This is a genomic window from Ferrimonas balearica, assembly GCF_019802055.1.
Lineage (GTDB): Bacteria > Pseudomonadota > Gammaproteobacteria > Enterobacterales > Shewanellaceae > Ferrimonas > Ferrimonas balearica_A.
Window position 1 is genome coordinate 1,259,182 of record NZ_JAHVHW010000007.1, and the last position, 9,713, is coordinate 1,268,894.

General features: G+C 56.9%; 14 protein-coding genes. 5 read left to right on the forward strand and 9 right to left on the reverse strand.

The annotated features are described in order from the left end of the window. Positions 1 to 51: 51 nt before the first annotated feature. The 5 genes from KUV52_RS13340 to KUV52_RS13360 are packed head-to-tail and all read right to left on the reverse strand — an operon-like array spanning position 52 to position 3,552. Positions 52 to 789, reverse strand: coding sequence for a hypothetical protein (locus KUV52_RS13340; RefSeq protein WP_222526415.1), 738 nt, complete (start codon positions 787 to 789; stop codon positions 52 to 54). Continuing rightward, positions 770 to 1,258 (reverse strand): hypothetical protein, encoded by a 489-nt coding sequence (locus tag KUV52_RS13345; RefSeq protein WP_222526416.1) that lies wholly within the window; start codon positions 1,256 to 1,258, stop codon positions 770 to 772. The genes KUV52_RS13340 and KUV52_RS13345 overlap by 20 nt, the downstream gene beginning before the upstream one ends. Further along, positions 1,255 to 1,632, reverse strand: a complete 378-nt coding sequence (locus KUV52_RS13350) for a hypothetical protein (RefSeq protein WP_222526417.1) — start codon at positions 1,630 to 1,632, stop codon at positions 1,255 to 1,257. The genes KUV52_RS13345 and KUV52_RS13350 overlap by 4 nt, the downstream gene beginning before the upstream one ends. Beyond that, positions 1,625 to 1,798 (reverse strand): hypothetical protein, encoded by a 174-nt coding sequence (locus KUV52_RS13355; RefSeq protein ID WP_222526418.1) that lies wholly within the window; start codon positions 1,796 to 1,798, stop codon positions 1,625 to 1,627. Before KUV52_RS13355 ends, KUV52_RS13350 begins: the two co-directional genes overlap by 8 nt. Then, on the reverse strand, positions 1,798 to 3,552 hold the full coding sequence (locus KUV52_RS13360) for a replication endonuclease (protein ID WP_222526419.1): 1,755 nt from the start codon (positions 3,550 to 3,552) through the stop codon (positions 1,798 to 1,800). The genes KUV52_RS13355 and KUV52_RS13360 overlap by 1 nt, the downstream gene beginning before the upstream one ends. 57 nt (positions 3,553 to 3,609) lie before the next feature. Here KUV52_RS13360 and KUV52_RS13365 point away from each other — a divergent pair, with 57 nt between their 5' ends. After that, on the forward strand, positions 3,610 to 3,879 hold the full coding sequence (locus KUV52_RS13365) for a hypothetical protein (RefSeq protein ID WP_222526420.1): 270 nt from the start codon (positions 3,610 to 3,612) through the stop codon (positions 3,877 to 3,879). Between the two features lie 162 nt (positions 3,880 to 4,041). On the opposite strand, the gene KUV52_RS13370 is transcribed toward KUV52_RS13365, so the two are convergent. The 4 genes from KUV52_RS13370 to KUV52_RS13385 form a co-directional block, all read right to left on the reverse strand. After that, a complete protein-coding gene (locus KUV52_RS13370) occupies positions 4,042 to 4,287 on the reverse strand; it encodes a hypothetical protein (RefSeq protein ID WP_222526421.1) in 246 nt (81 codons plus the stop codon). Positions 4,288 to 4,295: 8 nt separating this feature from the next. Then, positions 4,296 to 4,562: a hypothetical protein gene (locus tag KUV52_RS13375; protein WP_222526422.1), complete on the reverse strand. Its 267-nt coding sequence runs from the start codon at positions 4,560 to 4,562 to the stop codon at positions 4,296 to 4,298. Between the two features lie 166 nt (positions 4,563 to 4,728). Further along, positions 4,729 to 4,917 carry a helix-turn-helix domain-containing protein gene (locus KUV52_RS13380; protein ID WP_222526423.1) on the reverse strand — a complete coding sequence of 63 codons (189 nt, stop codon included), beginning with the start codon at positions 4,915 to 4,917 and terminating at the stop codon, positions 4,729 to 4,731. 699 nt (positions 4,918 to 5,616) lie between these two features. Beyond that, positions 5,617 to 6,024 carry a hypothetical protein gene (locus KUV52_RS13385; RefSeq protein ID WP_222526424.1) on the reverse strand — a complete coding sequence of 136 codons (408 nt, stop codon included), beginning with the start codon at positions 6,022 to 6,024 and terminating at the stop codon, positions 5,617 to 5,619. A 339-nt stretch (positions 6,025 to 6,363) separates the two neighbouring features. Here KUV52_RS13385 and ccoN point away from each other — a divergent pair, with 339 nt between their 5' ends. The 4 genes from ccoN to ccoP are packed head-to-tail and all read left to right on the forward strand — an operon-like array spanning position 6,364 to position 9,562. After that, the gene (gene ccoN / locus KUV52_RS13390; RefSeq protein ID WP_222526425.1) at positions 6,364 to 7,794 is read left to right on the forward strand and encodes a cytochrome-c oxidase, cbb3-type subunit I; all 1,431 of its coding nucleotides are present in this window, start codon (positions 6,364 to 6,366) and stop codon (positions 7,792 to 7,794) included. Positions 7,795 to 7,806: 12 nt separating this feature from the next. Next, entirely contained in the window at positions 7,807 to 8,418 is a 612-nt protein-coding gene (gene ccoO, locus KUV52_RS13395; RefSeq protein ID WP_222526426.1) for a cytochrome-c oxidase, cbb3-type subunit II, read from the forward strand. A gap of 10 nt (positions 8,419 to 8,428) precedes the next feature. After that, positions 8,429 to 8,593 (forward strand): cbb3-type cytochrome oxidase subunit 3, encoded by a 165-nt coding sequence (locus tag KUV52_RS13400; protein WP_222526427.1) that lies wholly within the window; start codon positions 8,429 to 8,431, stop codon positions 8,591 to 8,593. Positions 8,594 to 8,599: 6 nt separating this feature from the next. After that, on the forward strand, positions 8,600 to 9,562 hold the full coding sequence (gene ccoP, locus KUV52_RS13405) for a cytochrome-c oxidase, cbb3-type subunit III (protein ID WP_222526428.1): 963 nt from the start codon (positions 8,600 to 8,602) through the stop codon (positions 9,560 to 9,562). The last annotated feature ends 151 nt before the right edge of the window (positions 9,563 to 9,713 follow it).

Here is a 9,713-nt window from a genome sequence, read left to right on the forward strand (position 1 = left end):
CATTCGGGCAATCATCCGTAAGGGGAGTTTTAAAAGACTAGAAGCTAGCAGTTAGATAGTTGTTCGATCAATAGCTAAGTTTGTTGTTGTTTGATTTTTAGACCACTCACCCATTTCAATTTTGAATGACGAAAAATTGGATAGACCAGGGCTTTTCAACAGATAACATAGTGCTTTTAGACTTTTGATCTCCTCAAACCCGCAATCCAGCTCCTTCATCATCCGCTCCGCATCTGCCCTGCTCTCCTGCATTCCCACTATCTTGTAGGGGCTCTGGCTGGTGATGGTTTTCGGAACTTCCGTGGGGCGCTGGGCGACGGTGTGCATCACCAGTCCGAACTTACGGCCGCCGGTCATGCACTCCCCCAGGATGGATTGTTCTTTGGCGGTGGACTCCACCCATTTCGCTACTTCTTCTATTACTACGTCCAGACGGCGGTCACCGTCAGCTGCGGCCCACATTAGTTCGCAGAACCAGAGCATTTCGGCCCGATTGGGTTTCGGCGGTTTATAGGCGATGCGGAAACACTTGCGGGTGCCCCAGGCCTGACGGAACGCCCGGGCGAAGCCTCGCCGGGTGCTGTAGTGGTACACCCGCTTGCCGCCAAAACCGTTATCCCGCTTTGAGCCGGTCTTATAGAGGTAGTCGCCGTAGGGGTCGAAGATGGCCAGGCAAGGAACGCGGGGCACAAACCCCGCGTACTGTACCGCCATGGATTTGCCGCCACCGGTAGTGGCCGTGTAGAAAACGTGGCGGGCCGGCAGGGTGTTATTCGGGTTGATCGCCATGGCCGGCCCCCTGCTGTTGCCGTTGTGCTGCCTTACGCTGCCGCGCCTTGTCGGCCACCACGGCGGAGCGCAGGCCCAGACCAAACACGGTGATCGCGTACAACGCAACGGCTTCGGCCCGGTACTGCAGCAGCGAAGCAAACCAGGGCGGTGGGTTTTCCAATGCCGCGGCATACTTCAGCAGCACCGGGTGTACCTGGTTAGCCAGGTTGTCGATCTGACGTTCGTCCGGTTCCAGTTGCGTTTTGGTGAGATCACCGACGACATGGGTCAGCTTAACCGCCCCCAAAGCCACAACCGCCCTAGCGTCGGTGGCGGTCATCAGTACGGTTGGAGCCTCGGGTTCGTTGCTGGCGCTCTCCCCCTCGGTAGCCTCTACCACCGCATCCAGTTCCGGATTACCCAGGGTTTCCTCTACCTGGTTGTCCTCAACGGTTTCGGTTTCCTGTTCAAGACGTTCCTGGTTCATCCCCGACCTCCGCTGTAGCGCACACCGAGAAATGCGAGGCCAACGGCCAGCACGGTGGCGATCCCCAAACCCACCCAGGTGCCGGTACCGGCTTTTTCCGTCTCCTGGTTCTCAGATTCCGGACAGGTCTGTTCGTCGGGAAGCCAGGTATTCTCTGGCGTTTCCCCAGATTCTGCGCTGCCCTCGGGCAGTTCGTCGTCCACGCCGACCATCTGCTCCCGCCACATCGCCTGAACCTTGGCGCCGGAACGCCGGTCCATGCCGCAGTTGGGGCAGATGGTATAGAGCAGCCGTTCGCCGTTGCACTGCTGGCGCACTTCGGCCACGTCGTCACAGGTGTTGCATCGCAGTTTGCCGATCGCCGGGTTAGCCATGGGCACCTCCTGTTTGGTGGTTTTCGAGACGGACCAGTCGCGCCTCAAGGTTTTCCAGCGCCGCCAGGGTGGCTGCTGCCACCACTTTGGCCTGGCTGAGCGCGTTTAACGGGCCAGCGTTTTCCGCATCGGCTACCGCTTTACGCAGGGTTTGGATCTCTTTCATCAGTGGTACTCCCTCAGTTGGCCGCCCCGCAGGGCGAAATATCGATCTCCCAGGCGACTGGTGACGAAGCCGCCCCGTTCCAGAATGCTGCGGGCCTCCGGCCCTACTCCCAGGAGAGCTAGATGACGGTCAAGCGCATCGCCTTTTCGGCACGGCGTACAGTTATTGGTAGGGCTCCAAGGCGCGCCTCTGGCGCTTTGGATCAGTTCGTCCCGCTTTGCGGGCCTCACCAGAGCCCACTTCTTAGGTCGGGTGTGGATCACCTGGTCCCCGGCACGGACACCGATCACGCGACGGGTGTCGTCGCTGTACCGGCCTGCTTCTTTCTCTATTTCGTATTCCAGCTGCAGCGAACGGGCGACCTCGCAGAACGCGTCCCACTTATTGGCGACGGCGGCGGCCCTGGCTTCTTCGAAGGTTTCCGGGAAAGGCCCGGTTTGCTTATGGGTTCGGCGGCATTCGCGCCAGAGGGTGACGCTGCCGGTTCCGAAAAACTGGAACTGTCGGATCCCGAATCTCCGGGCCCAGGCAACCACCCGGTCAATGGTTTCCGGGACGTTCAGATCCGCCTCCTCGGGCTTACTGTTATGGGCACAAGGCGTTTCCTCGCTCAGTTCATCTGCCATGTGCGCGCCATTGAGGTTTTTGGACAGGTACTTGATCACGTAGCCAACGGCAGAGCCTTTTTCCGGGTCGATGTACTTGGCGTGAAAGCGATGGCGCCAGGCCCCCTTCTCTTTACCCTCGTCCTGCAGGCACCAGCGGCGACAGATGCGCTTAAACTCCGCTACCTGATCCGGATTGAGGAACACCACCGCATGCCAGTGCGCGGTGCCGTCCTGGTGAGGCTCCACCACACGGAGTCCGTAGTAGTCGATCTGCTCGCGGTTGAGTTTGGCGCGGATCCGTTTCCACACATCCAGGATCCAGTTATGGGCGGCCACCGGGCTGCACCCATTCCATTTCTTACTGGCTTTGTGAAAGCGGGAGGGCGCGGTGAACGTGAGGAAGTACCCTATTCTCCCCTCCTCTGTGGCCTGCTTCTCCAACCCTGCCGTTCTCACCAGTAACTCAACCCGGCGCAGTTCCGGATTGGCCATGGAACTGTCCACCACTTCGGACAACTTCAGCACGTCACCAAAATCTGAGGCGACTGCCATCTCCTCCATCCAACTGCGCTGGCGCTTTTGGGTGCGCTGGTGTTGCTTCACGCAGTTGTCAGAACAGTACGGCGTGTTTCGATTGACGTTGCCCTTGGCGATTTCCAGGTGTTCGGCGGCGCGTTTCGCTTCCTTATTAATGGTGCGATGCCACCAGTCTTCACAGGCCATCCGAAGAACGGCTTTCTCGTAGTCGCGTTGTTTGGGTTTCTTGGGCAGGTCGAAGGGCTCGATGCGACGGTCTGCGCAAACCTGGGCGGCCATTCGATAACCTGCTTTCAGGCTGGCCAGGTAGGAATCGCACTCTACTGAGCTCAACAGGCACAGCACTTCATCCGCCGCCCCCTTCGCCCACCGTTCACGAGCCGCCGCATCGAATATCAGGGCATCAATCAGCGCGGGATACTGGGCGATCACCGCCGCCATCAGGGGGATCTCCTGCCTGATGGCCTTGTTGGCCTCAGTCAGCCCGGCACAAAGGCGGTGGCGCTCCCAGCGGTTCAGCAGCCAGGTTCGCATCCGGGGGCCAAATCCCTCTCTATCCACCAGGGATTTGATCCACTTTACAGAGTCTTGCTCGGCTGGGGTTTTCATCGTAGCCCCTTTTTACATAAGGTTATTTCCGCACAAGGAAAAAATGGAGAGTGCAAAATGGAAAGGTACGTTGAGGGAGTTACACGCCCTGAATGGGATGATCGAGTCAGCAAGGTAATCGCCAAGATACCTACTGACTCCGGTGGAAATACTATGCTGTGGGCCGTGCGAAACGACGACGGTGAGATATACCGGGAGTTCACCAGCACCGGTATGGGTTCGATGTTTAAGGTCGTCGGAGCAATGCAAAAGCTCGACTTTACAGACGAACTTGAAGGCAACTTCAGCCCCAACAAGTACGACGGCATCTTCCGTCGCGACAAATAAATCATTACACCACCACTACGTTATCCACTGGGCGCGGAGGCAATCGCCATTCGCGCCCGAACTGTTCCTGCAGTCAGGCTTCCGGCTCGGCCACGCCACACATCCTGACGTAATCCACCAGCGCCTCCGGGCTTGGGTCCAGACCATTCATCTCCTCGGGCTTCATCCGAACACCGCCCGAATTGCATCGTCTTCCGCCCGGGACGCCATTACCTTTTCAGCAGCAATCAGCGCGTCGAGCATTCCGCTCAATACGGCGCTTTGGTTGTGCTGGTAATAATGGTGATCGGTTTCTTTGGCGAGCATCCCGGCGCTGTTGCAGACCGCGACCAGTCGGTTGTCACCGGGGCGAGCTGCGCGGCGCGCCATTCGATAAGCCAGTTGGAACTGTCGTTTTGCGATGTTCATGGGGCACCTCAGAACGGGATCTCGTCGGTTTGGCTGGGCGAACAGGCCCAGGCGGCAAGACAGACGTCCCGGAAGATGGAGAGATCACCATTGGCGGCGGCAAAGATGTTGGCGAAGTCCTGCGCCAACGTGTCGAACACCTGCGCCTCCCCCAGCCGGTAGTGCCAACGGGCGGCACTGAACGCCAGCTTGAAGGCGCGCTTGTGCGGACTCAGATGGCGGTAGCGGCCCGCTTTGCAGAGCGCGGTAACGTGGGCATGGTCATGGAGCAGCATCAGCACCCTCCCTGCGCCAGAAGGCGGCGAAGGTAGCGGCAACACGCGCGACGGTACCGCGCCTGCTCTGCCGATTGGGGGCGGCCACCAGGTAAGCTGCCGTGATAGGAGTTGATCAGGCGTACCCGACCTATGGCCCGGTAGCCCTTGGGGTTATGGGTGGTAATCACAGCTGTTCCCCTTCCGGGGTGATCACCACCAGCTTTGCGCCCAGTGCTTCGAAGTACTTGGCCTTGGGGTTATTGGAATTTTCAGCCTTACAGAATCCTGCAGCACTGGTTCCAGCTTTCTTGGCAGCTTGCCGAAGCGTAAGACCTTGGCTTACTCGTAAAACACGTAATTGCGATCCCAGCATTTGAAGTCCTCCCGGGTGATGGTTGGCACGCCTTTGTCGCAAAGTTAACTAACTAGATTCCACCGGCTCAATACCCCCTTGCTGGGGCACTTTTCTATGTTTGACTGAGACTTAGATGGTCAACTTTTGGTTGAAAAGTTATGAATTTGGACAGCCTTATAAGAGACGCAATCGACGCTACACCGGGGCGTAACGCGAAGTCGTTGGCGGCAGAATTGGGTGTGAGTAGGCAAGCAGTGTGTCGCTGGGCGCAGTGGCGGAAAACACGCATCTTCCCGGATTTCCATCACATCGAGCAGATCGCCGAATACGCGAAAGTTCCGACAGTGTGCGTCTACATGGCGGTTATGGCGGCCAAGTGCCCTAACCCCTCTGTCCGAAGGGATCTACAGCGTGTACTTGTTAACCTGGAGGGTGCTCAGTAATCGAGCAGTGTATATTATGTTAAATGCGCAATGTAAGACGACCAGTCTGATTGGTTATTGCATCCATCCGCTGCTCGCTTCCGTCGCGCTCCTGACTTTTACAGCGCCCCGCGGTCCTACCCGGTTGTCGCTGTGTTGGATGCGCCACGATGACTCATTTCCCTAACTGTGTGTGTTGCGTGCATGCCTGCACGTATCTGCCAGTCGCCAAATCAAAAGCCCCGCTGCTTTCTCAAAGCAACGGGGCTTGTTCTTTTCACGGCGTCTGTCTCGGTTAACTTGCGTCAGCAAGCCAATCGAAGATTCGGGTGTACTGTTCGCCGTGGCTGTCCTCAACGGTAACGAGCATTCTCCAAACCATATAGTTGGATGAACAACTTCCGTAGATCACTTCCGCGTGCCCGCTTTCATCGAACATGACCGGGATGACCCCCATAAACATGTCGCGGCCCTCGATGCGCGCACTGACTACCCGATCGCCCTCTGGCAATGTGAGTTGAAGAGTCAAAGGCTGCTCGCTGGGAGCATGGTGCGGCGCCAGAGTCAGCCCGACAGAACTGACGATGCAGGCTCCCTCGCTGAACTGGCAAAGACTGGGATCAATCGCCTTTTCTACCGATGGTTGCGGTGCCTCAGAGCACGCGACCAACGTCATAACAAAAGGAATCAGGAGCCGTTTCATTGTGTGAAGTCCTTGTACTTGTACGCCGTTTGTACCCGGTTTGAGCGGCGATTATAGAGCAGAACACCAATCTGAATAAGGTTTAACCGTTTGATGACCGGTTAAATTCACACCAATAGTTCAATAATTTACCTATCTGATAACAGTTCTTTGCTACTTTGATCCAGATCAGCCTTTTCCAACGTGGCCTCTCTGGGTTTTTTGACCTGCCTCAAGTATCATGGCCGTGCCTTGATTGATATCACGTTGCGGCAAATCCTGGGACATGAGCAGGCTAAAGAACTGATGTCCTGCCGCCAGGCACACAGTAAATGCAGAAATTGCAGTGGAAGCATCGATATGAACCTGACCCATCCGCAAACCGACTACAACTATAAGGTTGTACGACAGTTTGCCATCATGACTGTTGTATGGGGTATTGTCGGCATGGCTGTGGGGGTGTTAATCGCCGCCCAGTTGATCTGGCCCGCCCTTAACTTTGACACTCCGTGGCTGACTTACAGCCGTCTCCGTCCCCTTCACACCAACGCGGTGATCTTTGCCTTTGGTACCAGTGCCCTGTTTGCCACTTCCTATTATGTGGTTCAGCGTACCTGCCAAACCCGGCTGTTCTCCGATAAGTTGGCCGCCTTCACCTTCTGGGGTTGGCAAGCCATTATCGTTGCTGCTGCGATCACTCTGCCGCTGGGTATCTCCACCAGCAAAGAGTATGCAGAGCTGGAGTGGCCGATCGACATCGCCATCACCCTGGTCTGGGTGTGTTATGCGCTGGTGTTCTTCGGCACGCTGATCAAGCGTAAGACCAGCCACATCTATGTGGCCAACTGGTTCTTCGGTGCTTTCATCATTACCGTTGCTGTACTGCACGTGGTGAACTCCATGGCGATCCCGCTGAGCATGTGGAAGTCTTATTCCATCTACGCTGGCGCAGTCGATGCCATGGTTCAGTGGTGGTACGGCCACAACGCCGTAGGCTTCCTGCTGACCGCTGGCTTCCTGGGTATGATGTACTACTTCGTGCCTAAGCAGGCTGAGCGCCCGGTATACTCCTACCGCCTTTCCATCGTGCACTTCTGGGCGCTGATCTCCCTCTACATCTGGGCCGGTCCGCACCACCTGCACTACACCGCCCTGCCCGACTGGACTCAGTCTCTGGGTATGGTGATGTCCCTGATCCTGTTCGCGCCCTCCTGGGGTGGCATGATCAACGGCATCATGACCTTGTCCGGCGCCTGGCATAAGCTGCGTACTGACCCGATCCTGCGCTTCCTGATTGTCTCTCTGTCCTTCTACGGTATGTCCACCTTCGAAGGCCCGATGATGTCCATCAAGACCGTGAACGCCCTGTCTCACTACACCGACTGGACTGTTGGTCACGTGCACTCCGGTGCTCTGGGCTGGGTAGCCATGGTATCCATCGGTTCTCTGTACCACCTGATCCCGATTCTGTTCGGTCAGACTCGCATGTACAGCGTCAAGCTGATCAACACGCACTTCTGGCTGGCCACCATCGGTACCGTGCTGTACATCGTTGCGATGTGGATCTCCGGTGTAATGCAGGGCCTGATGTGGCGCGCTGTGAACGCAGACGGCACGCTGACCTACAGCTTCGTAGAAGCGCTGTCGGCCTCCTATCCGTTCTACTTTGTACGTTTCGTTGGTGGTGTCTTCTTCCTGGCTGGCATGTTCCTGATGGCGTACAACGTCTACCGCACCGTGACTGCGCCCAAGGGCAGCATCGCGGAACAACCGGCAGCCGCAGCGGCATAAGGAGTACCGACCATGAAATTCAAACACGAGCTTGTTGAAAAGAACGTCGGTCTGCTGGCCATCTTCACCGTCATTGCCATCAGCTTTGGTGGTGTTGCTGAGATTGTTCCGCTGATTTTCCAGCAGGAAACCACTCAGCCGGTTGACGGCCTCAAGCCTTACACCGCTCTGCAGATGGAAGGCCGCGATGTATACATCCGTGAAGGCTGCGCCAACTGTCACAGCCAGATGATCCGTCCTTTCCGTGCGGAAACCGAGCGTTATGGCCACTACTCCGTAGCCGGTGAGTCCGTCTGGGAACACCCCTTCCTGTGGGGCTCCAAGCGTACCGGTCCGGATCTGGCCCGCGTCGGCGGTCGTTACTCCGATGATTGGCACCGTGTTCACCTGATCGATCCCCGTGCCGTTGTGCCGGAGTCCAACATGCCTGGTTTCCCCTGGCTGGAAGAGAACGTGCTGACCGGCGAGCATACCGCCGCCAAGCTGAAACTCTTCCGTGACCAGTTCGGCGTACCCTACGGCTCCGATGAAGAGATCGAAAAGGATGCTGCCAGCGTTAAAGGTAAGACTGAGATGGACGCCATGATCGCTTACCTGCAGGTATTGGGCACCGCACTGAAATAAGGAAGAGATAATGGATTACGGTACCTTTCACGGTTTTTACACCCTCGGCTTGTTGTTCGCCATGATTGGGGTGTTTGCCTGGGCTTACTCCAAGAAAAGGAAGCCGTCCTTCGACGAAGCCGCCAATCTGGTTTTCGCCGATGAGGACAAAGCGAAGGGATCCATTAAGGAGTAATCGCAGATGAGTAACATTTTAAGTGTCATCGTCATCTTCTGTGTTCTGGCGGTTTTGGTGGGCAGTTTACTGCTGCTCATCTGGTGTCAGAAGGACAAGATGGGGAAAGAGGAAGGTGAGTCCATGGGGCACACCTTCGACGGCATCGAGGAGATCAACAACCCGCTGCCGAAATGGTGGAGCTACATGTTTGTCCTCACCATCGTATTTGGTGTTGGCTACCTGGCCCTCTACCCCGGCATGGGTAACTTTGCCGGCCTGCTGAACTGGACCTCTGCCAACAAGCAGATCGTTAACCTTGAGCAGTCTCGCGATGAGGCCAGTGCCGCACGCGCAGACGATGCCAAGGCGCTGGTACAGTACGACCGCGAAGTGGCTGCCGCTGACGCGCACTTCGGTCCTATCTTCCAGGCGTTTGCTGCCCGCAGCATCGAAGACCTGGCTCAGGACGAAGAAGCCCGCAAGATTGGTCAGCGTCTGTTCCTGCAGAACTGCTCCCAGTGTCACGGCTCTGACGCCAAGGGCAGTCGCGGCTTCCCTGACCTGACTGATGGCGGCTGGCTGTATGGTGGCGATCCGCAAACCATCAAAACCTCCATTCTCAATGGTCGTCGCGGCATGATGCCTCCGAAAGGTGGCCTGCCGATTACCGACGAGGAGATCCCGGCATTGGCTGAGTACGTGCTGAGCCTCTCCGGCCGTGACCACGATGCGGAAATGGCGGTTGCTGGCCAGGCTGCATTTATGAAGGGCTGCTTCGCCTGTCACGGCATGGACGGTAAGGGTAACCCGCTTCTTGGTGCTCCGAACCTGACCGATGACGCCTGGGTTTACGGTGGTTCCCGCGGCTACATCATTGAATCCATCACCAACGGTCGTGCAGGTGTTATGCCCGCATGGAAAGAGGTGCTGGGTGAGGAGAAGGTTCACCTCATCTCCTCCTACGTTTACAGCCTCAGCGCAGAGTAAACCGCAACGCCCCGCCTAGTGCGGGGCGTTTTACTTTATGGCCGACCAAAACAACATAACGACAACAGGCCACACACACGAACAGATCATTGTGGATCGCTTAAGCGAACAGCAAAGCGTTCAGCAATCTTAAAAATGGTAGTGCGATCCC

Excerpts from the sequence above, each read along its gene's own strand:
- KUV52_RS13340 (WP_222526415.1), bottom strand. The coding sequence starts at position 789 with ATGGCGATCAACCCGAATAACACCCTGCCGGCCCGCCACGTTTTCTAC.
- KUV52_RS13345 (WP_222526416.1), bottom strand. The coding sequence starts at position 1,258 with ATGAACCAGGAACGTCTTGAACAGGAAACCGAAACCGTTGAGGACAAC.
- KUV52_RS13350 (WP_222526417.1), bottom strand. The coding sequence starts at position 1,632 with ATGGCTAACCCGGCGATCGGCAAACTGCGATGCAACACCTGTGACGAC.
- KUV52_RS13355 (WP_222526418.1), bottom strand. The coding sequence starts at position 1,798 with ATGAAAGAGATCCAAACCCTGCGTAAAGCGGTAGCCGATGCGGAAAAC.
- KUV52_RS13360 (WP_222526419.1), bottom strand. The coding sequence starts at position 3,552 with ATGAAAACCCCAGCCGAGCAAGACTCTGTAAAGTGGATCAAATCCCTG.
- KUV52_RS13365 (WP_222526420.1), top strand. The coding sequence starts at position 3,610 with ATGGAAAGGTACGTTGAGGGAGTTACACGCCCTGAATGGGATGATCGA.
- KUV52_RS13370 (WP_222526421.1), bottom strand. The coding sequence starts at position 4,287 with ATGAACATCGCAAAACGACAGTTCCAACTGGCTTATCGAATGGCGCGC.
- KUV52_RS13375 (WP_222526422.1), bottom strand. The coding sequence starts at position 4,562 with ATGCTGCTCCATGACCATGCCCACGTTACCGCGCTCTGCAAAGCGGGC.
- KUV52_RS13380 (WP_222526423.1), bottom strand. The coding sequence starts at position 4,917 with ATGCTGGGATCGCAATTACGTGTTTTACGAGTAAGCCAAGGTCTTACG.
- KUV52_RS13385 (WP_222526424.1), bottom strand. The coding sequence starts at position 6,024 with ATGAAACGGCTCCTGATTCCTTTTGTTATGACGTTGGTCGCGTGCTCT.
- ccoN (WP_222526425.1), top strand. The coding sequence starts at position 6,364 with ATGAACCTGACCCATCCGCAAACCGACTACAACTATAAGGTTGTACGA.
- ccoO (WP_222526426.1), top strand. The coding sequence starts at position 7,807 with ATGAAATTCAAACACGAGCTTGTTGAAAAGAACGTCGGTCTGCTGGCC.
- KUV52_RS13400 (WP_222526427.1), top strand. The coding sequence starts at position 8,429 with ATGGATTACGGTACCTTTCACGGTTTTTACACCCTCGGCTTGTTGTTC.
- ccoP (WP_222526428.1), top strand. The coding sequence starts at position 8,600 with ATGAGTAACATTTTAAGTGTCATCGTCATCTTCTGTGTTCTGGCGGTT.